The following is a 26806-nucleotide window of genomic DNA, read 5'->3' on the forward strand; positions in this document are numbered from 1 at the left end:
CAACTTCAATTTTGAGGGGGATGTGAGTCAGCTCTCGGGAAGCCAGGCAGGGCCATCAAACCCGCGCTGATGACCGCCGGCAGGACCGTGCCCTTCATCATCATCGAGGCCATAGCGCTCCTCGAGCGCGCGGAAAAGCTGAAGGGTTGTCGCCAGCGCACACATCACCTGCTGCACGAGCTGCGCATCCGTCGCGCCATACTCGTAATCGGCATTCACCTCGGCGACGACACGGTCTCCCTCGTCCTGATCAGCAACGTAGGCCTTGGGCCACAGGAACTCGCCGTGCCACGCCTGCAGGAAGTCCCGCAGATCCTCACCACATTCAATGGGAACGAGGCTCTTCATGAAGGCAACGATCGACAGCACCTCGCGCGAGTCTCCGAGGAAGCGGAAGCAGAACAGATGCCCCTCCCAAAAACCGCAGAGGTCTCCATCGCTATCGATACGCCACGCCCACCCCTCGGAATCAAAAAGGAGACCTAAGCGCTCCTGCGTGATGGGACGAACCATATCGAAACGATTGGCTTCAAACTCCGAATTACCCGTGACAATTCCTTCCGGAGGTGCTGCATTGCTACCTCCCCATTGTTCCATATCAGGGGCGATATCGTCCGGCAGTTCGCGGCGGCGAGGAGTCTCCTCACCATCGGTCCCCCCGTCGACATCCGCCCGCCATAGCCAGCCCATGATGCACCCCTAGTCGTGCCGATAATTGGTGACGCGCCACTGCGTCGCTACCAATGGGGCGAGAGCGCGCCGATCACCCCTGACAGCGGTCTTCACATGCATACCCATTGGCGCCTCCCCAGCTCACCTCATCGTGTTACCAGCACGTGTCTTGGTAACTTCACAGTAGCGCAGAAACCGCGAAAAACCAACGCCCCTGACAGATTCAGCCCCGCGGAGGGAATGCACAATACGACGGCGCATCACCGTCGTCGCAGCTCATCCGGCAGAGCTCACATCCCCCCATGCCAAATGTGCAGTCTCTCACATTTTTACATAGCCCTTGCACGCAGAGCTCATTTCTATTAAATAGGAAAATTTCACTCGCTGTCGCACGTACTCCCCTGCACACTCCCATTGGGCTCGACACCCGATGCGGGGACCGGAGTCACTGGGAGCGACGAGGCCTGCGCGACTCCTGTGGACACGTCCGAGCGAACGACGGGAACGGGAACGAAGACCGGCATCGGCCTCTTCTTGGCACTCTTCGCGACCAGCCAGCGCAGCACCCACTCAGCGGGACCGCGCGAAGATCCCATTGCCTCGGCAATGACACAGACCAGGCCGATCAGCGCCCACACGACGAGCGCAATCAGGCCGGACACGGCGACGCCCAGCGAGCGCACACCGAAGGAGATTGACAACCCGCAGATGAGGATGAAGAGCAGCGTCTGGGACAGGTAGGCGGTCATCGAACGGCGACCGATCGCGCTGAGGAAGGCGCACGCGGTGCCCAGCTTTTCGCGTGGGCCGCCGCCCACGAGGGCCAGAAGCGCCAGCCAGCCGCACGCACCCGCGACCCCCGAGGCGTGGAACAGCGGGTAAGACCAGGCGGCCGAGCCGGCGAATGCCCAATCCAGCTGCATGAGCGCGAAAGGCAATCCTCCGAGCGCGCCGATCCCCAGGCCGCACGCCGCAATTTCGGACAGCAAAGCACCACGCCCCCGCGGGTCCTGGAGGAGGCCCCAGCGCGCCACGCCCACGCCGATCATGACGCAGGGAACCACCAGAGCCGTGAGGACAGTCATCGGCGTCGCGATGAGCCAGGAGGCAACAGACACCAGCGGATACCCCGCGTCCAGCGATGTGGGATCGTGGAATTCCAACATCATCGGTTCTCGGCCCACGAACGCCGCCATCGACCAGATTCCCAGCAGGCTCAAGGAGCCAATGAGTACGCCAACCAGCACCCGCAACCATGCGCGCGTCATGACGATCACCTCAGCAAAAATCACCGCAACCAGGCCGTACGCCCCGATGATGTCACCCGCGAAGAAGACAGCATGCACCAGGCCGAAGGCCAGCATCCACCAGCCGCGGCGGCGAATCAGACGCGAGGCCATGCGGCGAACGTGACGCTCGACGTTCTCCTCGAGAATCTGTCGTTGGACGGGATGCCAGCCGGCAACCTCCTCGGCAGTGAAGGTCTCCATGACGGCCCGGCGCTCACGCTCCATCGTGCGCGAGGCCATGATCGCCATGCCGAAACCGAACAGGATCGAGAAGAGTGGGTAGGCCCTGCGGTCAACGAACAGGGTCCGCGCCAGGTACCACCACTGGTCGGCGCTCCCCATCGCCGCAAGCGCCGCACGCCCGGCGTGAGGCGCCTCCGGGAAGTATCTGAGCCAAAAGGGGACGTTTGCCAGCGCAATGAGCGCGAGCATAAAGCCGCGCGCGACGTCGGGGGCCGGGTATCGAAGCTGGCGTTCTCCCGTGAAAGACAGGGTATGCATGGCGTCCTTCCTCGTGGTGCTGTCGGTGCGGCAAAGGGGCGAGGCCGGAGAGTCTGTCCGGGCCTCGCCCCTGATCGCGTTACATGGGTCAGTACATCGCTGACATCATGGCCTGCTGCTGAAGCTCTTTGGTCTTACTGCCGGCTCGAACCACGAGGACGATACCGACGATCAGCAGGACGACGCCGGTGACGCCAACCGCGGTGCTCCACAGGAATGCGAAGCCGACCGTGTTCGTAAAGTCATTGGGGCTCACGCTCATGCCCGTCATGGACGCCTTCTGGTCGACACCTTCGCAGCGGACCGTGTAGGTGCCATTGTTCAGGCCGTCGATGTAGTAGAGCGACTTGTCGCTCTGGAACGGGGACATGTCGTACACGTTGTTGCCCGAGTCAATCATCTTGCACGTAGTTGCCTCGCCGCCCGAGATCTGGAGCATGTAGCTGCCGGCTCCGCCGACCTCAACGGTGCCGCCATTCGAGAAGGTGGCACCTTGAGCCAGAGCGCCAGCCATATCCGTGACGCCCTGGAACCACAGGACAAAGAAAAGGATGGGAGCGGCGACAAAAGACGCGAGGACGCCCAGGACGATGAGAATGGTGCCGGGGGCCTTGCTGGGGCCCTTCACGATCGGCATCGGGGCCGGACCACCGTAACCCTGGAAGTTCTGAGGCCCTCCCTGCATCGGCATACCCTGCATCGGCATACCCTGCATCGGAGCTCCCGCTCCGTTGTCACCGTACTGGGGCCAGGGTGTGCCCTGATCGCCGGGGACACCGTAGGGGGGATTCGACATGTGCGTGCCTTCCTGAAGAAAACTTTGCTTAAGCATAACAATGCGGCAGGCAGACTGAACAGTGCGCCGACGCGATTGGAACGCTCAGATAACCCTCGATCGTACGCTGTTTCCTGCCGTGGAGGAAAACGCCAGAGGGAACCACAAAGGGGACGGGGCCCGGGATAAACCCCCAGCCTCGCCCCCTTTCGCGGAGCTTGAGTCAGCGCACGGCGCTCAGCATGGATTCCTGCGTAATGCGGCGGCGCTTGCCGTTCACCTTCACCAGGAGAACGATGCCGACGATCAGGAGAATCAGGCCGACAACACCGACGACGGTGCCCCACACGAAGGGCATGGCGAAGACCTTTGTCACGACCTCAGGCGATGCGTTGAATGCGGTGATGTTCGCGCCGCTGGCGATGCCGTCACACTGCAGCACGTACGAGCCCGCGGGCAGGTTCTCTGCCAGGTACACGTCCTCGCTGCCAGCGTAGGGTTCCAGCTCGTAGCTCTTGTCATCTGCGCCAATCAGCGAGCAGGAGGGATCCTTGTGCGCGTCGGCCCGCACCATGAAGATGCCATCCGCGGTCACAGTGACGACGCTGCCGTTGGCGGTGGTGCCACCCTTGACCGCGTTGCCATCGGTGCCAGCCACACCGGCGATCATCGTGGCAAAGAAGACAATCGGCGCGATGAAAACCATGAGTACCACGCCGAGAACGAGCGTGGTGATGGCGCCGCCTCGACCGGGCAGCTTCGACATGACCACGGGCGCGGGAGCACCGTAGCCCTGCGGGGCTGCGGCACCCGGGTAGGAAGTGCCGTTCATAGGCACCGCGTTCTGCTGGTCCGCGGGGCCGTAGGAGGGATTCGACATGTCTATGCCTTTCTGATGGAAGATCGAGCTCAGAATACTAGAGTCCCGCAACCAGAGCGCGACAGAACCAGATTGTGCGTCGCCGATCCCCGCCGGGAATCGGCGACGGATGAATGAGGCTGAGGCGAGGTCAGGACAGCTGAATGCCGGCCAGCCGTTCCTTGCGTAGCTCGTCGACACCCGGCACGTCGAGTGGTTCCAGCGTTGCGCCCGTGGCACGCTCCAGCAGCAGGTCCGCCAGCTCGGGGTTACGGGCGAGAGCGGGGCCATGCATGTAGGTGGCGATGACGGACCCCTGAACGGCGCCGTCATAGCGCACCTCGGGCGCTTCCTCTCCCTGGGGTGTGCCGTTTCCGACGCCCGAGATGACGCGTCCCAGCGGGGAGGCGTCGGGGCCGAGAACGGTGCCGCCCCCGTGATTTTCAAAGCCCGTCAGAGTCTGCGTAAGGCCGTCGAGAACGGGCTCACAGACGAGCTCACCGATCGCTCGGTGCCCCTGTGGGCGCGTCGTAATATCGAGGACGCCCATACCGGGAACGCGCACGCCCCGCGCATCCTCGTACCAGTGGCCGAGAACCTGCAGGGAGGCGCAGATCGCGAGGAGCGGGCGCCCCGCGTGGAGGGCGCGGGCGAGACCGGAGGTGCCGCGGAACTTGTCGGCCGCGAGCGCCTGGGCGGTATCCTCGCCACCTCCGAGAGTGTAAATGTCTAGGCTGTCCGGGATCTCCTCGGTCAAGCCGACGTGGACGACCTCGGCGTCGATGCCGCGCCTGCGGGCGCGCTCGGCGAGGATCACCGCATTACCGCTGTCGCCGTAGGTGCCCAGGACCTCGGGCATGAGGACGCCGATTCGCAGCGTGGAGACACTCATCGCGTGCCTTCCTTTCGATCAAGCAGGACCTTGAAGTCGCGCATGGCCGTGTAGTTGAGGAGCATCTCAACGCGGCCGGGCTCGCACGCGGCGAGGGCGTCGATGGGCAGCGGAACGAGGTCACAGTGGACGCCCGCATATTCGAGGCGCACGGCCAGGTCGGCGCCGCGCTCACCGCAGGCCACAACGCGGCGGCCGGGCTGCTTGACGGCGGAAAAGTCGACGTCCCACAGCCAGGAGAGGTCCTGGCCGTCGGGCACCTGGCCGTTGACGCCGATGACAACTTGGTCGACGCGCGGGTCGATCATCGTCATGGCTTCCTGCCATCCGGCGGGGTTCTTGGCGAGCATGAGGCGCGCACTGCGTCCGTTGACATCGTGGACGGAGTAGCGTCCCGCGACTTCGGTGACGCTGCTGACGGCCGCGGCGGCAGCAGCGGGGTCAATGCCCATCGCGACGGCGGCGGCGACAGCCTGCGCGGCATTGCCAAGGTTGGCGCGCCCGGGAAGCTTCAGCTTGAGGGGGACGCTGACGCCGTCGGGTCCACGCAGCGTCGCGCGCGGCCCCTCGGGGGCCAGCTCGATGTCCTCGAGCCACCACTGAGGCTGAGGACGGCTGCTGAGCTCAGGGAGTTCCTCGCCGTCGAAGGCGGGGATCAGGTGCCAGTCCTCACCGGAGCGGACGACGCGGCCACCGCGCGGGTATGCGGCGGAGTCTCCTCCCCAACCGGCGCCTGCGGCCACCCACACGACGTTCGGATTGTCGGCGGCGGCGGACACGATCAACGGGTCGTCGCAGTTGGCGACGACGACGGCGCCCGGGTGGGCCGAGGCCCCGTCACGCAGGCGACGCTCGACGGAGCCAATTTCGCCGACGCGGTCAAGCTGATCACGCGAGAGATTCAGGTACACGAAGACCGCCGGCTTCACGTCGGCGGCGACGGCGGGCACGTGCATCTCGTCGACCTCGAGGGCCGCTCGCGTCGCCCCCTTACCCTGCATGAGGGCCGTAATCACGCCCGAGGTCATGTTGTCACCATTGATGTTCGAAGCGACGGGTCCGGCGCTTTCGAGGGCCGCCCGCACCATACGCGTCGTCGTCGACTTTCCGTTCGTACCGGTCACGATGACGGAAGAGTAGGGGGCTGCCAGCTCCGAAAGGAACGTCGGCGAGATGCGCATGGCAACCTCACCGCCAATCATGCCGCCGGAGCCGCGCCCGAGGGCCCGGGAGGCGAAGCGGGCGGCACCGCCGGCCGCTTTGGCCACGCGCGAGCGCACCGACAGGTGATGCGAAGATTTCGTCATGCGTCCACGTTAACGCATGCGGGGCATCGGTCGCACCGCTGACGCATCTCGATCCTTTCTATCAGGACACAGACGAGGGACACCTCTCAGACCGCCTTCCTCGCGCAACACGCTGATACTCATCTGACCTGCACAGATAGTTACATATTGCATACCGACGTTATCCACGCCATCTCTGTGTGATGGCATCGATATTTCCTAACGGTCAATACCGACCGATGAGCCACCCACGAGCATCGTCCTACCGGCCCACAACATGAGCATTTTCAAGGAAAAGGCGTACCCACCAACAAACTTGCAGGTCAGAGGACATTTCCAAAAAATAGTAGCGAATCTGACGCACACATTTCACGCAGCCCCTGCACGTTTGCGCCAAGCGGTCCACACCCCAACAATCAACTATCGAAACAGGTCGTGACCTGGTAAAACTATGTTCAGCAGGTGCAAGCCTGTTGCCTGTTCCAGGCTTCGGTCGAGGATCCTGTGTGCCCCCGGATCTTCGATCGAATTACGCTGCGGGACCCATCCACTGGATGGGTCCCGCAGTCCTTTATGTCCCGATGTCCTAGTGGCGAGGGACGATCGTCCCCTCAATCACCGCGCGTGCCTTCGATCGCGGCGCAGCCGGAAGGGCCGAACGCGCCGGGGCCTGGGAGGAGGCGAGCGCCGCGAGCGCCCGCACCGGATTCCACACGGTGAGAGAGCCGCCGGAGCGGCCCTCAGACCTCGAGGAGCTATCCCACGGGCGCTGGCCTCGTCGCATCGGCATGACCTGACCGTCCGCAGACGCAGCGAACACACGGTTGCGCTTAGCTTCGGCCGCGGCGACCGCCCCACGCAGAGCGTCCCGTTCCTCTTCCAAGGCCTCGACGCGGCGCTCGAGCTCGAGGATGCGTCGGATGCCCGCCAGGTTGATACCCTCTTCCTGGCTCATCCGCTGCACGTCGCGCAGACGCTGCACGTCCCGCTTCGTATAGCGGCGACCCCGCCCCTTAGTACGGGCGGGGGTCACCAGGCCGAGACGGTCGTACTGGCGCAGGGTCTGCGGATGCATGCCCGCCAGCTCAGCCGCAACCGAGATGACAAACGTGATCGCATCGTCCGATCCCGTCTTCGCCATGGCTTACTCCTCCACGGCCTCGAACAGGGAGGCGCGGACGTCGAGGTCACCCTCGGCCTTCGCCATCTCCTTCGCGAGCTTCTTGAGGTCGCGGCTCGGCTTGGCGGGAACCTGGATGGCCACGCGGGCAATCAGGTCACCCGTCGCCTTGGAGGTCTTCACTCCCCCGCCGCGCACGCGGATCTCGGAGCCCGAGGAGGAACCTGCAGGCACCTTGACCGTGGCCGTGTTGCCGTCGATCATCGGCACGTCAACGACGGTGCCAAGGATGGCCTCGGACACGGTCACGGGCAGGGTGAGAACCAGGTCGTCACCCTCGCGCGAGAACACGGGATGCGGCTTGACCGTCACAACAACCTCAAGGTCGCCCGCGGGACCGCCATGCGTACCGGGCTTGCCGTGGCCCTTGACGCGGACCTTCTGGCCGTCCTTAATGCCCGCGGGGATGCGAACCTTGATCGGAGAGCCGCCGACCTTGATGGTCAGGGTCGCACCATTCAGGGCCTGACGGAAGGAAATGGCCAGCTTTGCGCGCACGGTCCCGCCCTTTTCAGGGGTGGGTGCCGCCTGCTGGGCGTGACCAGCGGCGCCGAAGGGCGAACCGTAGGGGTCGCCCCCAAAACGCGCGCCACCGCCGCCACCACCGAAGAGGCCGGAGAGGATGTCTTCGAAGCCACCACCGCCGGGCATGCCGGAGGTCTGGAAGCGCACGTTATGACCGCCGCCTCCGAAGCCGCCGGCACCGCCGAAAGCACCGAAGAGGTCCTCGAAGCCGCCCGCGCCGCCCGATCCGGCGGAGAAGCGTGCCCCGCCGCTAGCCATCGCGCGGATCGCGTCATAGCGCTTGCGATCCTCGTCATTGGACAGGACGGCGTAGGCCTCGCCGATTTCCTTGAACTTAGCCTCAGCGGCCTTGTCGCCCGGGTTCTGATCCGGGTGCCACTGCCGAGCCAGCTTGCGGTAGGCCTTGGTGATGGCCTTCTTATCCGCTGTCTTGTCAACTCCGAGGACCTTGTAGAAGTCCTTGGAGAACCATTCCTGTTCACTCACGCGCGTGTCACCTCTCTTTCAGTTGCGAGCGTGTCGATGTCATTCAGGGTTGTTCACCAGCACCTTCGCGGCGCGCACGACGCGTTCGCCACGGCGATAGCCGCTCGTGAGGACCTGCCCGATGACGGGATGGTCGACGTCCGGGCTGGTGGTCGCCATAAGGGCGTCGTGCAGGGCGGGATCGAAGTCGTCGCCCGGGGCGCCGTAGCGCTCCAGCTCGAAACGCGTCTTGAGCGTCTCCTCGAGCTTCGTGGCGATCGACGCGAAGGGGCCATCCTCCAGGTCGCCATGCGCGCGGGCGGCGGCGATGTCGTCGAGGACGCTGATGAGCGACTCGATGACCTCGTCCTGGCCCGCGGTCTTGTAGCCGGGGATGGCTTCCTTGGAGCGGCGCACATAGTTGGCGTACTCCTGGCCCTGGTTATACAGCTCCGCGTTGGCGCGGGCCAGCTGGTCCTCGACGCTCGCGATGCGCTCGAGGGCCTTGGCGAGGTCGGAGTCCTCGATCTGCTCCTCGAAGGCGCTCATGTCGTCGGCCGAGCCCTCGGACGAGGCCTGGGCAGCGTCATCCGCGCCGAGTGCGGTCTCGTTGTTCTCGGCCGCCTGGCCGGCCGGGGCCGACTCGAAGGAGTCGGCCCCGGCGACGTTGGCGTCTTCGTTGGGCGCCGAGAAACCGTTGGTTTCTTCGGTGCTCACTTGTTGTCCTCGTCAACGATCTCGGCGTCCACGACGTCGTCCTGCGCGGGCGCGGACTGGGCGCCGGCCTCGTCGGCCTGCTGCTTGGCGTAGATCTCCTGGCCGATCTTCATACCGGACTCGGACAGGGTCGCCGTGGCGGTCTTCACGGCCTCGATGTCGTCACCCTTGAGGGCTTCCTTGACGGCGTCGACGTCCTTCTGGACGGCCTCGCGAGTCTCCTCAGAGATCTTGTCGGCCTCGTCCTTGAGCAGCTTCTCCGTCGCGTAGACGGCCTGCTCAGCCTGGTTGCGGATGTCGGCCTCTTCGCGGCGCTTCTTATCCTCGGCGGCGTGCTCCTCGGCCTCGCTCACCATGCGGTCGATCTCCTCCTTGGACAGGGACGAACCACCGGTGATCGTCACCGACTGCTCCTTGCCGGTGCCACGATCCTTCGCGGAGACGTGAACGATGCCGTTCGCGTCGATGTCGAAGGTGACCTCGATCTGCGGCACGCCACGGGGGGCCGGGGCGATGCCGGACAGCTCGAAGGTGCCGAGCAGCTTGTTGTCACGGGCGAACTCACGCTCGCCCTGGTAGACCTGGATAAGCACGGAGGGCTGGCCGTCCTCGGCGGTGGAGAAGATCTCCGAGGCCTTGGTCGGGATGGCCGTGTTGCGATCGATGAGCTTGGTCATGACGCCACCCTTGGTCTCGATACCGAGCGACAGCGGGGTCACGTCGATGAGCAGGACATCCTTACGGTCACCCTGGATGACACCGGCCTGCAGGGCGGCGCCCACGGCGACGACCTCATCGGGGTTGACGCCCTTGTTGGGCTCGCGACCACCGGTCAGCTCCTTGACGACCTCGGTGACGGCGGGCATACGGGTGGAGCCGCCGACGAGCACGACGTGGTCGATTTCGGAGACGGTCACGCCAGCCTCAGCCATGACATCGCGGAAGGGCTTCTTGGTGCGCTCAAGCAGGTCGGAGGTGAGCTCCTCGAACTTGGCGCGCGTGAGGGACTCATCCAGGTGGATGGGGCCATCGGCGGTCATGGACAGGTACTGCAGCGAGATGTTCGTGGAGGTCGCGGAGGACAGCTCCTTCTTCGCCTGCTCAGCGGCTTCCTTGAGGCGCTGGAGAGCAACGGGATCCTTCGACAGGTCGGCGCCGGTCTTCGCCTTGACCTGGCCGATCAGCCAGTCGACGATGCGCTGATCCCAGTCGTCGCCGCCCAGGTGGTTGTCGCCGGAGGTGGCGCGCACCTGAATGGTGGAGAAGCCGTCATCGTCCTTACCCACCTCGAGGAGGGACACGTCGAACGTGCCACCACCGAGGTCGAAGACCAGGATGAGTTCGTCTTCCTTGCCCTTTTCGAGGCCGTAGGCCAGGGCCGCGGCGGTGGGCTCGTTGACGATGCGCTCGACCTTCAGGCCGGCGATCTGACCGGCGTCCTTGGTGGCCTGGCGCTGAGCGTCGTTGAAGTAGGCAGGGACGGTGATGACAGCCTCGGTGACAGGCTCGCCCAGGTAGGCCTCGGCGTCAGCCTTCAGCTTCATGAGGATGCGCGCGGAGATTTCCTGCGCGGTGTACTTCTTACCGTCGATCTCCGTGGTCCAGTCGGTGCCCATGTGGCGCTTGACGGAGGAGATGGTGCGATCAACGTTCGTGACCGCCTGACGCTTGGCGATCTCACCGACGAGAACCTCGCCGGTCTTGGAGAAGGCGACGACCGAGGGGGTCGTGCGAGCGCCTTCAGCGTTCGGAATGATGGTGGGTTCGCCGCCTTCGAGGACGGCGATAGCGGAGTTGGTGGTGCCGAGGTCGATGCCGACTGCACGTGCCATAGTGTGTGTTCCTTTCATCGGCGAGGCCGACTCCGTCTCACCGGAGCGGCTCGCATTGCTGTCTCGTGCCGGGATGATCCCGACAGACCCTTGAGTCTGATGTACTCAACTTTACGAGCAGACCTTTTATTCCGCAACCTGAAGAGACAGAACTTGAGTCACATATGCTCAGGTTTCACAATGGGCGTTATTTGCCCAGCTATGGCCGAACAACTCTCCCGGATGATACGGCGAACCCCCGGGCCCAACGGGCCCGGGGGTTCGGAGCTCGGCGCTCAGAGCGCTCAGAGCGCTCACTCAATCATTGAGCGCATCAGCGACGCGCGCGGCGCAGGGCGAGGAGTCCTCCACCCACTCCCAGCAGGGTCAGGGTCGCGAGGGACCCACCGAGCACGTCGGCACCGGTCCTGGCAAGGCTGGGACGGTCCCCACCGCCGTTGCCACCGGGGGTCTCACTCGGCGTCGGGGTCGGCGACGGAACCGGGGTGTAGGTGTTGGTCACCTCAAGAGTGGCAACCTCGCCCGCCTTGATCACGACGGGATCAATTGCGGAGGTCTGGAGAGTGAAACCATCAACCGAGGCGTCCTTCTCCGTCACCGTGCAGGTCGCACCGGCAGGAATATCGCGGGAAACCTTCGTGTCACCGGCAGCGACATCCGTAATCGAACCGGAGGTCTTGGCCGGATCGTCACAGACGTAGTCGAAGGAGAACGTCTTGTCGGCAGGAATGTCACCAACAACCTTCTTGGTCACGGCAATATTGCCGGGAGCCGGGGTGTAGGTGTTGGTAATCAGAACCGCAGCAACCTCTCCAGCCTTGACAGGAACCGGATCAACCGCAGAGCACTCGAGGATGAAACCGTCAACGGCGGCCTCAGCCTCACGCTCGGTCACGAGACACTCGGCACCATCCGGAATGTCACCCGATTCCTTGGTCTCGCCAGCGGCGACATTCAGGATCGAACCGGAGGTCTTCGCCGGATCGTTGCACACGTAGTCGAAGGAGAAGGTCTTGCCAGCAGGAATGTCGCCAACAACTTCCTTCGTCACCGAGATCTTGCCGACCTTGGGGGTGTAGGTGTTGGTCACCTCAAGGGCAGCAACCTCACCGGACTTAACCATCACAGGATCAATCGTGGAGGTCTGGAGGGTGAAGCCATCAACCGACGCATCACGCTCAGTCACGGTGCAAGTCGCACCAGCGGGAATCTCAGCAGACTCCTTCGCCTGACCGGCAACAACATCCGTGATCGAACCGGAGGTCTTCGCAGCATCGTCACACACGTAATCGAAAGCGAAGGTCTTACCCGCCGGAATATCACCAACAACCTTCTTGGTCACAGCAATCTTGCCCGGAACCGGGGTGTAGGTGTTGGTCACCTCGAAGGAGGCCACCTCACCGGACTTAACCATCACAGGATCAATCGTGGAGGTCTGGAGGGTGAAGCCATCAACCGACGCATCACGCTCAGTCACGGTGCAAGTCGCACCAGCGGGAATCTCAGCAGACTCCTTCGCCTGACCGGCAACAACATCCGTGATCGAACCGGAGGTCTTCGCAGCATCGTCACACACGTAATCGAAAGCGAAGGTCTTACCCGCCGGAATGTCACCAACAACCTTCTTGGTCACAGCAATCTTGCCCGGAACCGGGGTGTAGGTGTTGGTCACCTCGAGGGCAGCGACCTCGCCAGCCTTGACCGTCACAGGATCAATCGTGGAGGTCACCAGAGTATTTCCGTCGACGGAGGCATCGCGCTCGGTCACGGTGCAAGTCGCACCAGCGGGAATCTCAGCAGACTCCTTCGCCTGACCGGCAACAACATCCGTGATCGAACCAGAGGTCTTCGCAGCATCGTCACACACGTAATCGAAAGCGAAGGTCTTACCCGCCGGAATGTCACCAACAACCTTCTTGGTCACAGCAATCTTGCCGGGAGCCGGGGCTGCGGTGTTGGTCAGCGTGACCGCAGAGACGTTGTTCTCAGCGATGGTGAAGGAGACCTCGTTCACGGCGCTCGTGGATCCGACGGAGAAGGAGGGCTCCCCCTGCCAACGCAGTGCAGCAGGCAGCTGTGCGGAGTCGAGGGACTCCGTGAGCGTCACCTTGGTGCCCTTGGGGAAGGCCACACCGGCCACACCCTGCTCAACGGGAACCTTCATCGTGTAGGGGTTGGCTCCACCCTCGGGAGCGGTCCACTCGGGGTGGAGAGCCGGGTCCCAGCCAGCGGGGAGTTCGTACTTGACGTTAACCGTGACGGCCGTGGCGGCGGGGATCTGTCCCGCGTCGGCACCGACCTGCGCTCCGAGGACGTACTTCTTCACGCCGAAGGCACCGTAGCCGGGCTTCATCTCAATGGTGTAGGTGATCGGGTCGCGGTAGCTGATCGCCGAGGTGATCGGGCCTTCCTTGTCACCCACCAGCGTTGCGCTGTTCGTGTACTGCTTCTCAGGGATGACGTTACCGTCGATCTTCGAGGAGTAGACGATCTCGTAGTTGATCGACGGGTCAAAGTTGCCGTCGGTACGAGTAAGCGTCACCGTCGCAGACTTGCCGTCTGCGGAGATCGTACGCTCCAGCGTGTAGTTGCCGTAGGTCGTGTTGATGCCGGGCTGCCCGACTCGCGCGACCGTCGGGTACTGGTTCGGCGCACTCTTGGGGTCCACTCGAACGTACCAGGTGGAATCATCAGGCAGCAGCGTCTGACCGTCAGCACCGAGGACATCGTTGAAGACGACCTTGTTCGCATAGGTTCCCGCAGGCATTCCAGAACGCTCCGAGAGGCGGCGGCCGGAACCAGTAATGTGCCAGTTGATCTGGGTCGAGTCGCGCTTCAGGGAGTTCGCGTACTTGCCGACGTTCTTCTCGGTCCACAGGCGCTGGGTGATGGGCTCATCGTTCGGGTTGGGAACCTGAGTCTCAACACCGTTGGCATTGAAAGGAAGCTTGGTCAGAGGAGTTTCCTTCTGAGCCATGAGCATCTGATTCATCTTGCCCTTGACGTTGCTTTGGGCCGCGACAGCTTGATTGAAGGTACAGGTCATGACATCGGCGGCGGTCACACACTCGCCGACCTGCAGGCCGTCAAACATCAGCGGATCGCTACGCCCAACCTCGCGGAAACGGTAGTAGTGCGTAATGTCAGGCAGTGCGGCCCCAGTGGTCGGCAGCCCAACCGTGAAAGAGTCGCCCGGCTGCGGATTGGCATCGCTGGCATCCCACTCAACGTACATCCTCACCGGATCCTCAACCTGGGCACCCGCCCCGGGGATCTCCACTCCGTCCTGGTCAGACAGAACGAGGGGCTTGATCGCAACCTTGATGTTGGGGTTGACGGCAGCCTCGGCGGGCGCGGCCGAGAAGACGCCAAAGATGCCTATCCCGGTTGCGGCAAGAACAAGCGCCGAGGCGCTAGCTGCCACCCGCGCCCACTTAGCGCGGAACATCGTCATCAATTCATCCTCCGTAGGGTTCATTTCAATCCGTGCGGCCTGGACATAGTGGTGACCACGACGGTTACCAGACATACTACGTGTGATCGGAATGACCCATAAGCCCCAAAGCTCAACAAACCCTGACCACCCTCTGGAAATTAGCTCAACCACCAGGTTCCACGCACCCACAGAGCCAACAGCAGACGCCGGCAACAACTTTCCAACCAGTCAGCATTTCAAATATGCACTTGATCACAACCGGCACGACACGCCGTAGCAATGTGGCAGCAAATGGCGTTCATCACTTTCCTTCGCTAGACTGTGACCGCCTCCAAACCGGAGTTTCTCATCAATCAACGGAGACTTGATGCACATCACGAAACGAGTGGCTGGTACCCTCCTCGCCGGCCTCCTAACACTAGGAATGGCAGGTCCCGCCTTGGCCGACACGCCGACAGCCGACGGTACCCAGTCCGGCACCCCCGTCCCTCAGGCCACCTACGACGCGCGCTACGCGATCCCCGCAGCCATCGCAGCCTCGAGCGAGGCGAAGGTATCCGAGTGGCAGGACATGAAGTACGCCATGTTCATCCACTGGGGCGTCTACTCCTCCTACGCAGGCTGGTACAAGGGCCAGAAGCAGGAAGTGGGCTACCCCGAGCAGATCAAGGCATGGGGCCACCAGCAGACCTGGGATTCCCGTATCCCGCTGCAGGGCATCCCGCGCGAAGAGTACCTGGCCACCGCCCAAACATTCGAGGCCCCCAACTTCGATGCCACCGCGTGGTGCCAGCAGGCCAAAGACACCGGCATGAAGATGCTGCTCATCACCTCCAAACACCACGACGGCTTCGCCATGTGGGACACGGCAACAACCGACTACAACTTCACCAAGCAGTCGCCATCCCACCGCGACCCGCTCCTCGAGCTGTCCCAGGCCTGCAAGCAGGTCGGCATTAAGTTCGGCCTCTACTTCTCCAACATCGACTGGGAGAAGCAGCCCGAGAACCCCTGGCAAAACGCCAACACGCTCGACGAAGAGGGCTACATGGAATACATCCATGCCCAACTCAAGGAACTCCTCGGCGGTAAGTACGGCGAGATCGCCGAGCTCTGGTACGACATGGGAAAACCCAACCCTGCCCAGTCTGACCAGCTGCGCCAGTGGGCGCACGAACTCCAGCCGAACATCATGATCAACTCGCGCGTGGGCAACGACCGCGCGGACTTTGAAGTCGGCTGGGACAACGAGATGCAGTCCGAGCAGACCCAGGGCCCCTGGGAGTCGGCCGTCTCGATCTTCCACAAGACCTGGGGCTACGCGAACTGGGACGATGCAGCTCCCAAGTACAAGGACACCGGCTACCCGGACTACTCCGAGGAAGACTGGGACCACATGAGAGACGTGGACAACACGACGGCGCTGCGTAAAGCGCCCGGCGGCGCCCACAAGAAGACCACCGAGATCGTGGGCAACATGTTCTCGACCGTCGCCCTGGGAGGCCAGTTCCTCTTCAACGTCGGCCCGAAGTTCGACGGCTCCTACGACCCGTGGGATGCCTCCGTCCTCAAGGGAATCGGCGACTGGAACCGCGCACACCCCGGCATCCTCAACAACTCGCGCCCGACCCACTTCCCGATCGAAGCCTGGGGCAAGACCATGGTCGATGACTCCCACATCTACATGGGCATCGAGAAGTGGCCCGCTGACGGCGTGATTACCCTACGCGGTGCCGGCGCCAACGACATCTCCTCGGTGAAGCTGGACGGCTCCGACGCGGCTCTGACCTACAAGGTCGAGGGCAACGACCTCGTCATCACGCTGCCCGCGCAGCCCGACGAGATCCTCCCCGTCGTCACGGTCACCACGAACGGCGCACCCAACTACGTGCCCACCGGCCTGACCACCATCGGCACCGAGGCGACCACAATCCCCGCCTCCGGCCTCGAAAAGTTCAAGGCCCCCACCCCCAAGACCGGCGAAACCAGCTTCACGGCCTCCATCACCTCCGGAGACAAGGTCGCCTCGGGCGTGAGCGTCTCCTTCGACACCGAGGGCTTCACGGACGCCTACGCGAAGTACAAGGTCAGCGTCGACGGACAGGTCATCAAGGGCCTGACAGTCGCCGAGCTCAAGGAAGGCGTCGGCCCCTTCGCGATCGGAGCAAACCAGACCGCTCGCGTGACCCTGGAATACGACAACCCGGCGTACGCCCTCAAGGGCTTCGGCAAGGACACGACCGTCAAGTCGGTCACCGTCAAGGCCGAGAATCTCTCCACCCCCACCGTGACCGTCGATCCCTCGACCGTCGAGGCAGGAAAGACGATCACTGTGAAGGGCACGGGCTTCGCTCCCGAGTCCGCCGTGACCCTCACGCTGCACTCCGAGCCCGTTGAGGTCGGCACCGCCACCGCTGACGAGAACGGGGCTTTCTCCGCAGAGGTAACGGTTCCCGCCAACACCGAGGCCGGGGACCACACGGTCGTCGCGGAGTCCACTTCGCCAGCAGTTACGGCATCCGCACCGCTGACGGTGACCGCGCCAGCCGTTCCCTCCGCGGAGCCGAGCGCATCTCCGAGCGTCCAGCCCTCCGCAGCCCCGGCACCCGCCCCCGAGCAGGGCGGCAAGGGAGGCCTGGCCCGAACCGGTACCAACGCGCTGATCGTCGTCGCTGGCGCACTGATCGCCGCCGGTGTCGGCACCGCGTTCATCCGCCGCTCGCGCCTGGCCAAGGCCTAAGCGCCGCGTGGGCATAACCACCACTCAAGTGGGCGGGGCGTACCTGACGGTACGCCCCGCCCACACTTACACTTAACAGATGCGCTGCGACCACTTTGACGCCGGCACCTGCCACTCCTGTTCGCTCCTCCCCCAGCCCTACGAGCGACAGCTCGCGGAGAAGGTCGACGCAGTCGTGGCAGCTTTGGCCCACGTCCCGGGATCCCAGGAGATCCGGTGGCTAAGCCCAGCCTCGTCCCCCGAAGAGGGATTCCGCACGAGCGTCAAGCTCGTGGTCGGAGGCAGTCGCCGCCGCCCCACCCTCGGCATCCTGGGGCCCGACCGGCGCGGCGTCGACCTACCCGGCTGCCCCATCCAGCACCCCGCGATCAATCGCGCGACGCCCGGCCTCAAGCGCTTCATCCGCGCACTGGACCTCACCCCCTACGACGTGCCCACCAAGCGCGGAGAACTCAAGAACATCCTCGTCACCGTGGGGGCGGAGGAGCGCCTCATGATTCGCTTCGTGCTACGCACGCGCGAGCGAGTCTCTGACATCCGCTCGGCACTGCCGCTCCTACGCGATCTCGTGCCCGCCGCGCACGTCGTCACAGCGAACATTCACCCCACGCACGAGGCCATCGTGGAGGGGCCCGACGAGATCATCCTGACGCGGACCCGCACGCTACCGCTCAGCGTCGAGGGCCTCGAGTTGGGGCCTCGCTCTTTCGCACAGACCAACGCACACGTCGCTTCCACCCTGTACGAGCAGGCCTCGGTGTGGGCGTCGCGGCCCTTCACCGACGGGCGGCTGCCCGAAAGCCTGTGGGATCTGTACTGCGGAGTCGGCGGCTTCGCGCTGGCGTGCGCTCGCTCCGGGTTTCCGCGCGTCACCGGCGTCGAAGTCTCCCCCGGCGCGATTTCTTCTGCGATCAGTGCCGCCCGACACGCGGGTCTGTCCCGAGGCGCCGCCACCTTCATCGCAGACGACGCGACCGCGTGGGCTCGCGCCCAGTCGCCCGAGGATGTGCCCGACGTGATCGTCATCAACCCTCCACGTCGAGGCATCGGTGCCGACCTGGCCGCCTACCTGAACGAGTGCGACGCGCCCCGCGTCATCTACTCCTCGTGCAATCCCGCGTCGCTTGCCAAGGATCTGACGTCGATGCCCACGCTGTTCCCCGTCGAAGGCAGGGTCTTCGACATGTTCCCACACACGCCCCACGTGGAGGCCGCCCTCCTCCTCGAGCGCGCGTAAGTAGCTCCGATCGCGCGGCCCACCCCGGCCTCGGACCGTTACAATTGGACCTAACGTTAGGAGAAACATGACCGTCGAACTTATCACCGCCGCCACACCCGAAATCCACGAGGCCATGGGCCGCCTGATCCCCCAGCTGTCCCGCTCCGCCGCGCCGATGAGCGAAGCCGACGTGCAACGCTTCCTCTCCCAGTCCAGCGTGCATCTCTTCGTGTTCCGCCCCGACGCAGCTGACGCGGAGGGCAACCACCCGATCCTCGGCATGCTGTCGCTGGCCACCTTCGAGATTCCCACGGGCGTGCGCGCGTGGATTGAAGACGTCGTCGTTGACGAGGCCGCCCGCGGTCAGGGCGCCGGCCAGTCCCTCGTGGTCGCCGCGATCGAGCACGCCCAGAAGATCGGCGCCCGTACCGTCGACCTCACCTCGCGCCCCTCGCGCGAGGCCGCGAACCGCCTGTACCAGCGCGCCGGCTTCCAGCTGCGCGAGACCAACGTGTACCGCGTGACGCTCGAGAAGAAGTGAGGACGCGACGCTTGAGTTGCTTGCGGCCGTAGTGCTGTTTGCACTGCTTGTGGCTACGTACCTTCCACACGTTGCGTGCAGCGCTTGAGCTCCAAGCAGTCTTTGCCTTGCCGCCCGCCCGCGCATGATGCGTGGGCGGGCGCTTCGTTTGGGCCCTGAGGGCGTAACCGGCCTGGGCCAAACAGGGCGAACTCTTTCGCGCACAGGATGCTGCGACATGGCGACGTTGAAACCAATGACGCCTCTGCAGCCACTGATGCAGGCCAGCATGAAACCACCATCACCAATGCTCACCCCAGAACAGCAACCATTGAAACCACCATCACCTCTGCAACCGAAAAACACGCCAAAAACGCCCGTTTCTCACCCGCAAAGGCGCTGGCGGTTTCAACCCCAGGCACATACGAGCGAGCAAAGGCGATGGCGGTTTCACGCGAGAGTTTTCCGATACTCGAGGGCCATGACGGGGCCGGACAACACACATTCGCATGCAATTCCCCCGAAGAGACTTCATGTGTCAGCCTGTCATCGTTGAAATTCCAGGCTTTGCTTGGAGTCGCGTGGAGGGGTCTGGGTTTTTCGGACCGTTTGTTTTGAGAGGGTTGTTCTGAGTAGTCCCGGCTGCTTGTGGCCGGGCAGAATGGATGACCATGAGGAAGTTCTCGAAGCACACGCCTGAGCAGATTGTCGTGAAGCTGGAGAAGGCCGAAGCATTGCGAGGTGAGGGCATGAGTACGGCCCAGGCCTGCCGCGTGCTGGGTATCAGCGAGGCGACGTTGTGCCGGTGGCGCCAGCGTTATGGGTCAATGAATCGTAGTGAGGCCAAGGAACTGCGTGAGTTGCGCGAGCAAAACGCGCGCCTCAAACAGTTGCTGGGCCAAGCAGAGCTGGAGAAGGCAGCACTGCGAGAGTTGGCGGAGGGAAACTTCTAAGCCCGGCGCGCAGGCACGACGCTGTCAGCCACCTGGTTGGTCAGGGGTTTTCTCAGCGTCTTGCATGCCGCGTTGCCGGGCTGTCGCGGTCAGCGTATTGCCGGACCCGCGCGGCGGGCGGGGCGAAAACGCTGCGTGATCATGGGCCTGTGCGCCAGTGGATGAACGATTTTGCCACCACGCATCGACGCTGGGGCTATAAACGCGCCTGGGCGCGGGCCAAGAGCGAGGGCATCATCGTGGGGCGTGATACGTTCCGGCGCTTGTGGCGCGCCGAAGGGCTGCGCGTGCGCCCGCGCAAAGCCCACAAGCCCCGCACTGCGCCGCGCCTACAGCGCCTGGTCAAGGCCAGCGCCCCTGGGCAGGTGTGGGCCATTGATTTCCAGTTCGATTCGGACTGGAAGGGACGCGTGTTCAAGGTCTGTAACCTCATCGATGAGTTCACGCGCCAGCACCTGGCTTTCCGCGTCGAGCGGCGCATGGGAGCGGCCGACGTGATCGAAATGCTTGACCTGGCTGCCCTAACCCATGGAGCACCCCAGGTGCTGCGCGCCGATAACGGGCCTGAATTCATCGCCGCAGCCATGGGGCGCTGGGCCAGCGAGCACGACACGCTCCAAGCATTCATCCCACCGGGCCAGCCGTGGCATAACGGGTTCGTAGAGTCCTTACACAACCGCATGCGCGATGAACTCCTGGAAGACAACATGTTCGAAGACCTCAACCACGCGCGCGCCCTCATCGGCGCCTGGTCCCACCGCTACAATGAAGAACACCCCCACAGTGCGCTGGGCTGGCTCTCACCCAACCAATACGTGCACCAATGGGCACAACACCACCAATAACAACCAACAACCCTCAAAACACCCGGCCCACAAAACCAGACCAGGCCACATCGGTAACGTTCAACCTGATCGGAAAGATTCAACCCGATCAGAAGGGGTTGAATCTTCCCGATCGGGTGCACACCTCAGGGCAACAAGCACTTTCGCGCATACGGAGGCGCAGAAGGCGCTCGTAACGCCCACAGGCAGCGGCAAAGCCAAGCCAGACAAAAATCGCACGTCATTTCCCACGGTCACTTTTGGAGACCATCCACAAACGTTGCAATTGCAACGACGTGAACTCATAGTTTGAAGTAGCCGCCAGGGAATTACGTGCGAAATTACTGAGGGCAAGCACTCACTAGCAACCGAACGCGGCTGGCGTGGAGGTCGCCGCATGGTCTGCGAGCCTAGCTGCGGCACGCGTGGGCGAGACATTCTTCGCCCAGCACGAGGCCGCTGTGGCCTTGTGCGAGACAAGATTCGCCCTGCTGACACAAAAGCGCCTGATTTGGGGTGTTTTGCGCTCGCTGGGCGATTTTTCTCTCGCGCACGCGATAAACCAGCTGCGCCGGGCGAGTTTTGTCTCGCCGTAACGATGCACAGCGGCCGCCCAGCAACGGTCCCACCGACGCGGAGGCCAACGGACGTTAGGAAGACCTCGGACTCACAAATTTCGCATGCAATTCCCCCAGTGCAAGAATCAACACCCGCCCAAAAACCGCAGAATCTCAACGATTCGATTACAGGATCTGAAATACAGTCCGGGGAATTGCATGCGACATTGATTGTGGACCCAGAAATGAGGGGACGGACCCCAGCATCGATACGCGGGGCCTGGCCGGGCCTCGAGACGGCGCATCACCGCACAGCACTGCAGGCGCCGCCGGTGTGGAGGGCGCCGGAGGGTCCGGAGGGCACGGGCAAGCCACGCACAGCGACAAGCCCCGCCCGATTGGAGGCCGCCGCGGGGCCTGCGGGGCCTGGCCGGGCTTCGAGGCGCGGCGCCGAACGAAGTGAGGTCGCCTAGCCTCGCGGGCGGGCAGGCCACGCGGCGGCCGGAGATCTGGCGGGGCCACAAGCACCGCCGAACGGAGAAGCCTCAGAACTCCTCGTAGTACTCCGGGTTCTGGTCGGCCTGGCGGCCGTCGGGGCGGCCAAGCGCACTGATCGCCGCCATCTGCTCGGATGACAAAGAGAATGAGAAGATATCGAGGTTTTCGCGCTGGCGCTCAGGGTTACCGGACTTGGGCAGGGGCATCGTGCCGAGCTGGTAGTGCCAGCGCAGGATGAGACGCGACGGGGACACACCTACCCCGGATGCCAGGGCGACGATCGCGGGGTCTTCGACGATACGCCACTTGCGGCCCAGGGGACTCCATGATTCGGTGAGCACGCCGACCTGCGCGTGATACTCCAGCGCGGCGGCCTGCGGGAAGTAGGGGTGCAGCTCGATCTGGTTGACGCTCGGGTATTCGCCGGTCTCGGCGTGCACGCGCTCAAGGTGCTCGGGCAGGAAGTTGCAGACGCCGACGGATCGAATGAGGCCGCGGTCGCGGGCCTCCAGCAGGGCCTGGAAGGCCTCGACGTAGAGGCCGTGCTTGGGGTTGGGCCAGTGGATCAGGTACATGTCCCAATAGTCCAGGCCCGCGCGCATGAGGGATTCTTCGAGCGTGTAGACGGCCTCGTCGTAGCGCTGGTGGCGTCCGGGGAGTTTGGAGACCAGGCGCAGTTCCTCGCGGGGGATGCCGCAGCGGCGCACGGCAGCACCGAGGGCGCCCTCGTTCTCATAGTTGAAGGCGCTATCGAGCATGCGATACCCGGCCTCGATGCCCGAGACCATTGAGGACACGCCCGAGGCACCACGTAGGTTGTAGGTCCCCAGCGCGATCGCGGGAACGTCCAGGCCATCGTTCAGGGTGTATGCGGGGATCTCACTCATGTGTCAATCGTAGGCCTCGCCCCGCGCGGCGTTCTACCATGGGAGGTATGGCACAGCTTGAACTGGACGAGGTCCACGCGAACGCGGTGGACTATCAGCATTTCCTCCTTGATTCTCCTTCTCCCTATCACGCGGCCGAGGTCGTGGCACAGCGCCTGGTGGACGCCGGCTTTACGCGCGTCGACGAGAAGGGCGCGTGGGACGCGTCCCCGGGCGGTCATGTGATGGTACGCGGTGGCGCGGTCGCCGCGTGGTTCGTGCCCGAGACAGTTGACGACGACGCGGGCTTTCGCATCGTGGGCGCGCACACGGATTCACCGGCGTTCTCGGTGAAGCCATCGGTACAGTCGACGACGCCGGACGGCTGGGGCCAGATTGACGTCGAGGTGTACGGCGGCATGATGTGGAACTCGTGGCTGGATCGTGAGCTGACGCTGGCGGGCCGCCTGGTGTTGAATAGCGGCGAGGTCGTCTTGGCTCGCACGGGCCCGATTGCGCGCATCCCGCAGCTGGCGATTCACCTGGATCGCGACGTAAATCCGGGCGGGCTGAAGCTGGATCCGCAGAAGCACCTGCACCCGGTATGGACGGTGGATAACCCGTACGGCAACGTGCTGGAGTACGTGGCGCGCACGGCAGGCCTGGATGACGCGTCGCAGGTTGCGGCGTTCGACCTGATCCTCACGCCCAGCCAGGGACCGGGTTTCTTTGGTGATAAGGGCCAGTTCATCGCGGCCTCGCGCCAGGACAACCTGTCGAGCGTGCACCCGGGTCTGGTGGCCTTGGAGCGCCTGGCCGCGCAGGGTACACCCGCGGGCGGCGATGTCACGGTGTTCATGTGCTTCGATCACGAGGAGGTGGGCTCGGAGTCTCGCACGGGTGCGGCTGGCCCGATCCTGGAGACGGTGTTGCGCCGCACGGCGAAGGCGCTGGGCCGCGACGAGGACGGTTTCGAGCGGATGCTCGCGGCCTCGTCGTGCGTGAGCGCGGACGCGGCGCATTCGGTGCACCCGAACTATGCGGGGCACCACGATCCGGATAACCGTCCGATGATGGGCCGCGGCCCGGTCATCAAGATCAACTCGAAGCAGCGTTACGCGACGGACGCGGAGGGCATCGCCCTGTGGAATCGTGCGTGCGCGGCGGCGGGTGTTTCTTCGCAGAACTTCGTGGGTAACAACGCGATGCCGTGCGGGACGACGATCGGCCCGATCACGGCGACCCGTCTAGGGATCCTGACGGTGGACGTGGGCGTGGGCCTGCTGTCGATGCACTCGGCGCGCGAGATGAGCCATGTAGATGATCTCCTCGACCTCGCCCGGGTCCTCGAGGCGTACTGGCAGGGCGCCTGACGCCCGCGCGCGGCGAGCCCGAAGGGTGAAGCCGTGCGCGCGGCACCCGCAGCAGGGCGCCTGACGCCCGGGGTGCCTGAGCGCACGAAGTATCCCCGGCCTCGTCGGTCATGGACGAGGCCGGGGATACTAATGACGAGCGAGTGGCTCGGGCGCGCTCAGAGAGCGGCGACCGCGGTGACGGTGACGGGCACGTTGCCGCGCGTGGCCTTGGAGTAGGGGCACAGCTGGTGGGCGCGGTCGACGAGGGCCTGGGCACGGTCGAGCTCGACGCCGGGGATGAAGACCTTGATGTCGGCGGTGAGGGCGAAGGAGTCGCCCTCGGGGCCGAGGCCGATCGTGGTGCGCACGACGGAGTCCTTGGTGTCGATGCCGAGTTCTTTGGCGGCCAGGCCCATGGCGCCCTGGAAGCAGGCGCCGTAGCCCATGGCGAAGAGGGCTTCGGGGTTGGGGCCGTCGCCGGGGCCGCCCAGTTCCTTGGGGGCGCGCATAACGTGGCTGATGCCGAGCGCGGGGACGGAGGAGGTGCCGGCGCGACCACCGGTGGAGTCGGCGGTGACGGCGTAAACGATCTCGTTAGGTGTATCCATGACCCTATTTCACCACTAGGACTTCAGTCCCGCAAGGGGTTTGACAAAAATACAAGCGTTATCGCGCTCACCTCGACGAGGCAGGGACGTGCCCCTCCACTCACGCGAGGTCAGGCGGTGAGGAAGTCCGCGTCGGGGCGGGCGCTCAGCGCCTTGGCGACGGCGCGGCGGAAGCGGTCGTTCATGGGAGGGAGCTGGTCGCCGCGGAAGAACGTGGTCTCGCTGTTTTCGCCGTCGGCGGGGCTCGGCTCGCCGCTCACCCACTGCGCGGCGAAAGCGACGTCCAGGTAGGTGGTGACGTCTCCGTTGTAGTAGGTGACGGGACCGACGACCTCGACGGAGAGAAGGCGGCGCACCTCAATGCGAACGTCGGCTTCCTCCAAGGCCTCGCGCGCGGCGGCGATCGCGGGCTCCTCACCCGGGTCGACGATGCCGGTCACGGGGGTCCAGGCGCCGTTATCTGAGCGGCGCACGCACAGGATCTCGACCGCCTCGGGAGCAAGGGGGTGCTCCCAGTCGATCGCCGCCCGACCGGGGGCGGGACGCAGGATAACGACGGTCGTGCCGGGCATCCACAGGGGCGCATGACCGACATGACGGCGCAGTTCGAGGACGAAGTCAGGGGTAGCCATAGCCCCAGTCTACGGCGCTCACAGGAAGGAGGTGATGAGCGGCAGGAGCAGGATCTTGACGATAATCGCGAAGGCGAAGAGGGTCGCGTAGGCGGCCTCAATGCGCTCGTCGGTGACGCGGGCATTGGCAGCCTGCAGGACTGCCGGCTGGCCAAGGAATCCCGCGATGCCGCCGGCGGCGCGCGCGGAGGACAGGCCGATGAACTTCGCGCCGAGAGCCTGGATAACGCAGCAGACGACGACCATGACGGCGGCGAGGAGTGCGGCGCGCCAGCCCTCAGGGCTGCCGAGCAGGCTCGCGAACTGCGGGCCGGCATTCAGGCCGAGGGCGGCAAGGAAGAGCATGAGGCCGATCTGTCGGATCGTCAGGTTTGCGGCGGCGGGCAGGGTCCACACGAGGGGTCCGGTGCGACGCAGTGCGCCGAGCAGCATACCGACGATCAGGGGGCCGGCTGCGGCGCCCAGCTGGAAGCCCTGGCCGCCGGGCAGCGGGAAGGAGACGATACCCAGGAGCAGGCCGAGGACGAGGCCGATACCGAAAGCCATGCCATCAACCTCGGCGACGCGGCGCTCGGAGTCGCCGAGCCACTCGGCGATGTCGTCGAGCTCGTCCGTGGGAACGACGACGGCAACGTGATCGCCAAGCTGCAGGTCAAGGTCGTCGCGAGCCAGAAGGTCCAGGTCGCCTCGGCGCACGCGCGTGATGACAGCACCGAAGCGCTTGGTCACGTTCAGCTCGGAGACGCTGCGGCCGGCGACGTCGGGGTTGGACACAACGATGCGCTCGAAGGCGAGGTCGGAACGGTCGTCCTCGAGATTGTGGTCGAGGATCTCGCCGACGAGGGGTGCCGCCTCCTTGATCGACGCGGGATCACCGACCATGACGACGTGATCGCCGGGCAGCAGATCCTCGCCGGGAGCGGTGACGCGAGTGCGCCCGTCACGACGCAGGTAGGACAGGCGCACGCGCTGGTCGCGCCACGCCTCGATGTCGCGCGTGTTGATGTGCTTGGAGACATGAATACTGACGGCTTCCAGGGACGACCCCGCGAGGGAAGGCGTGTCCTTGGGGCCGACCCACTTCCTCGTCACGGTGATCGTCACAATGAGAATGCCGCCGATGACGCCCACCGGATAGCCGAAGGCATAGCCGACCGCAGCATTGGGATCTCCCGTGAGGCGGGTAGCTGTATCGAGGGCGGGCGCAGCCGTCAGAGCACCCGTAAACAGGCCCGAGGTAAGGCCCGAAGACAGGCCGAGGAGGCGACCACCGACGAGGGCGATGAGCGCGCCCACGACACACACGATTATCGTGAGAGCGAGGAGGTTCGTCTGCTTACGCAGATCCTGGAAGAACGTGGCGCCAGCGGAAATACCGACGCAATAGACGAAGAACGCCAAGCCCATCGGCTGGACGATCGACATGTGGGTGCTGACAACCTCGGGATGCAGGGCCGAAACGGTCAGTCCCACGAAGAGGGCGCCGGCCGCTCCGAAGCGCAGCGGGCCGATCCGGATGGCCCCAATCGCCGCACCCAACGCAACGACGACAAACAGTGCGAGCAGGGGTGAAGACGCGAAAAGAGAGGCCATAGCTTTCAGAGT

Annotated in this window: 22 protein-coding genes; 7 read left to right on the forward strand and 15 right to left on the reverse strand. The window is 64.4% G+C overall.

Annotated features, from left to right (window positions below):
- Positions 1 to 27: 27 nt before the first annotated feature.
- The 11 genes from ACTODO_RS01960 to ACTODO_RS02010 all read right to left on the reverse strand — a co-directional run bounded on the left by ACTODO_RS01960 (position 28) and on the right by ACTODO_RS02010 (position 14447).
- Positions 28 to 690, reverse strand: a complete 663-nt coding sequence (locus ACTODO_RS01960) for a type III secretion system chaperone family protein (RefSeq protein ID WP_050749174.1) — start codon at positions 688 to 690, stop codon at positions 28 to 30.
- Positions 691 to 1049: 359 nt separating this feature from the next.
- Positions 1050 to 2462 carry a DUF418 domain-containing protein gene (locus tag ACTODO_RS01965; RefSeq protein WP_003790788.1) on the reverse strand — a complete coding sequence of 471 codons (1413 nt, stop codon included), beginning with the start codon at positions 2460 to 2462 and terminating at the stop codon, positions 1050 to 1052.
- A gap of 88 nt (positions 2463 to 2550) precedes the next feature.
- Positions 2551 to 3258, reverse strand: a complete 708-nt coding sequence (locus ACTODO_RS01970; RefSeq protein ID WP_244262495.1) for a hypothetical protein — start codon at positions 3256 to 3258, stop codon at positions 2551 to 2553.
- Positions 3259 to 3460: 202 nt separating this feature from the next.
- Positions 3461 to 4117: a hypothetical protein gene (locus ACTODO_RS01975; RefSeq protein ID WP_244262496.1), complete on the reverse strand. Its 657-nt coding sequence runs from the start codon at positions 4115 to 4117 to the stop codon at positions 3461 to 3463.
- A gap of 130 nt (positions 4118 to 4247) precedes the next feature.
- Positions 4248 to 4988, reverse strand: a complete 741-nt coding sequence (locus ACTODO_RS01980) for a type 1 glutamine amidotransferase (protein WP_003790793.1) — start codon at positions 4986 to 4988, stop codon at positions 4248 to 4250.
- Positions 4985 to 6295, reverse strand: a complete 1311-nt coding sequence (locus tag ACTODO_RS01985; protein WP_003790795.1) for a Mur ligase family protein — start codon at positions 6293 to 6295, stop codon at positions 4985 to 4987. Before ACTODO_RS01985 ends, ACTODO_RS01980 begins: the two co-directional genes overlap by 4 nt.
- A 565-nt stretch (positions 6296 to 6860) precedes the next feature.
- Complete coding sequence (locus ACTODO_RS01990; protein ID WP_003790796.1) at positions 6861 to 7415, reverse strand: heat shock protein transcriptional repressor HspR; 555 nt, start codon at positions 7413 to 7415, stop codon at positions 6861 to 6863.
- A gap of 3 nt (positions 7416 to 7418) precedes the next feature.
- Positions 7419 to 8465 carry a DnaJ C-terminal domain-containing protein gene (locus ACTODO_RS01995; RefSeq protein ID WP_003790798.1) on the reverse strand — a complete coding sequence of 349 codons (1047 nt, stop codon included), beginning with the start codon at positions 8463 to 8465 and terminating at the stop codon, positions 7419 to 7421.
- Positions 8466 to 8504: 39 nt separating this feature from the next.
- Positions 8505 to 9161, reverse strand: a complete 657-nt coding sequence (locus ACTODO_RS02000; protein ID WP_003790801.1) for a nucleotide exchange factor GrpE — start codon at positions 9159 to 9161, stop codon at positions 8505 to 8507.
- Positions 9158 to 10993 carry a molecular chaperone DnaK gene (gene dnaK / locus ACTODO_RS02005; RefSeq protein WP_003790803.1) on the reverse strand — a complete coding sequence of 612 codons (1836 nt, stop codon included), beginning with the start codon at positions 10991 to 10993 and terminating at the stop codon, positions 9158 to 9160. Before dnaK ends, ACTODO_RS02000 begins: the two co-directional genes overlap by 4 nt.
- Positions 10994 to 11306: 313 nt before the next feature.
- Positions 11307 to 14447 carry a DUF5979 domain-containing protein gene (locus tag ACTODO_RS02010; protein WP_034511841.1) on the reverse strand — a complete coding sequence of 1047 codons (3141 nt, stop codon included), beginning with the start codon at positions 14445 to 14447 and terminating at the stop codon, positions 11307 to 11309.
- Positions 14448 to 14796: 349 nt separating this feature from the next.
- Between ACTODO_RS02010 and ACTODO_RS02015 the strand changes: the two genes are divergently transcribed.
- The 6 genes from ACTODO_RS02015 (at position 14797) to ACTODO_RS10715 (ending at position 20706) form a co-directional block, all read left to right on the forward strand.
- Positions 14797 to 17169, forward strand: coding sequence for an alpha-L-fucosidase (locus ACTODO_RS02015; protein WP_003790808.1), 2373 nt, complete (start codon positions 14797 to 14799; stop codon positions 17167 to 17169).
- Positions 17170 to 17248: 79 nt separating this feature from the next.
- Positions 17249 to 18406, forward strand: coding sequence for a class I SAM-dependent methyltransferase (locus ACTODO_RS02020; RefSeq protein ID WP_003790810.1), 1158 nt, complete (start codon positions 17249 to 17251; stop codon positions 18404 to 18406).
- 67 nt (positions 18407 to 18473) lie between these two features.
- Positions 18474 to 18929, forward strand: coding sequence for a GNAT family N-acetyltransferase (locus ACTODO_RS02025; protein WP_003790811.1), 456 nt, complete (start codon positions 18474 to 18476; stop codon positions 18927 to 18929).
- A gap of 207 nt (positions 18930 to 19136) precedes the next feature.
- The gene (locus tag ACTODO_RS10835) at positions 19137 to 19526 is read left to right on the forward strand and encodes a hypothetical protein (protein ID WP_165478139.1); all 390 of its coding nucleotides are present in this window, start codon (positions 19137 to 19139) and stop codon (positions 19524 to 19526) included.
- A gap of 53 nt (positions 19527 to 19579) precedes the next feature.
- Positions 19580 to 19861, forward strand: coding sequence for a transposase (locus ACTODO_RS02030; protein WP_016460308.1), 282 nt, complete (start codon positions 19580 to 19582; stop codon positions 19859 to 19861).
- Positions 19862 to 19893: 32 nt separating this feature from the next.
- Entirely contained in the window at positions 19894 to 20706 is an 813-nt protein-coding gene (locus ACTODO_RS10715; protein WP_131332746.1) for an IS3 family transposase, read from the forward strand.
- A 1081-nt stretch (positions 20707 to 21787) separates the two neighbouring features.
- Here the strand turns inward: ACTODO_RS10715 and ACTODO_RS02045 are convergent.
- The gene (locus ACTODO_RS02045; RefSeq protein WP_003790822.1) at positions 21788 to 22627 is read right to left on the reverse strand and encodes an aldo/keto reductase; all 840 of its coding nucleotides are present in this window, start codon (positions 22625 to 22627) and stop codon (positions 21788 to 21790) included.
- A 47-nt stretch (positions 22628 to 22674) separates the two neighbouring features.
- Here ACTODO_RS02045 and ACTODO_RS02050 point away from each other — a divergent pair, with 47 nt between their 5' ends.
- Positions 22675 to 23979: a M18 family aminopeptidase gene (locus tag ACTODO_RS02050; RefSeq protein ID WP_003790824.1), complete on the forward strand. Its 1305-nt coding sequence runs from the start codon at positions 22675 to 22677 to the stop codon at positions 23977 to 23979.
- Between the two features lie 158 nt (positions 23980 to 24137).
- Here ACTODO_RS02050 and ACTODO_RS02055 read toward each other — a convergent pair whose 3' ends face one another.
- The 3 genes from ACTODO_RS02055 to ACTODO_RS02065 form a co-directional block, all read right to left on the reverse strand.
- Positions 24138 to 24569: an Ohr family peroxiredoxin gene (locus tag ACTODO_RS02055; protein WP_003790826.1), complete on the reverse strand. Its 432-nt coding sequence runs from the start codon at positions 24567 to 24569 to the stop codon at positions 24138 to 24140.
- A 110-nt stretch (positions 24570 to 24679) separates the two neighbouring features.
- Positions 24680 to 25201 carry an NUDIX hydrolase gene (locus tag ACTODO_RS02060; RefSeq protein WP_003790828.1) on the reverse strand — a complete coding sequence of 174 codons (522 nt, stop codon included), beginning with the start codon at positions 25199 to 25201 and terminating at the stop codon, positions 24680 to 24682.
- An 18-nt stretch (positions 25202 to 25219) separates the two neighbouring features.
- On the reverse strand, positions 25220 to 26794 hold the full coding sequence (locus ACTODO_RS02065) for an aspartate:alanine exchanger family transporter (RefSeq protein ID WP_003790830.1): 1575 nt from the start codon (positions 26792 to 26794) through the stop codon (positions 25220 to 25222).
- Positions 26795 to 26806: the final 12 nt, after the last annotated feature.

The organism is Schaalia dentiphila ATCC 17982, assembly GCF_000154225.1.
Classification (GTDB): Bacteria; Actinomycetota; Actinomycetes; order Actinomycetales; family Actinomycetaceae; genus Pauljensenia; species Pauljensenia dentiphila.